At 64.7% G+C, this 464-nt stretch carries 1 protein-coding gene; it reads left to right on the plus strand.

The features are described from left to right. On the plus strand, positions 1-453 hold a 453-nt coding region (locus tag AC3A6R_RS27135; protein WP_487866181.1), incomplete at its 5' end, for a transposase. Positions 454-464: the final 11 nt, after the last annotated feature.

Below are 464 nucleotides of genomic sequence, written 5' to 3' on the forward strand. Positions count from 1 at the left end.
GGCAGTCTGTACGAGCGCAGCGCCTTCACCTACGAAGCGGCCAGCGACAGTTTTACTTGCCCTGCAGGCAAGCAACTCAGACGCAAGCAACTCTCGCGCACGGACAAGATGGTGATCTACGCCGCCCAGCCCAGCGACTGTGCCCAGTGCGCGCGCAAGCCCGCATGCACCACGGCCAGGCAACGCTTCGTGACACGCCACCTGTACGAAGAGGCGCTGCAAGCCAACGCGAGCCGGATGGCCGCGCAGCCATGGATGATGGCGCTCAGGCGCAAGACCGTGGAGCACCCCTTCGCCAGCATCAAGCACCTGATCCTGGGCAATGCCCGGTTGCTGATGAGACACACGAGCGGAGCGCGTGCGGAGTTCAGTCTGGCTGTGATGGCCTACAACCTCAAGCGGGTGTTCAACATGAAGGGAGCGCCCTGGATGCTCCGGGCGCTGGGGGGCTGAGGCCCTTGGGG

The organism is Variovorax sp. Soil_C_19 (genome assembly GCF_057657255.1).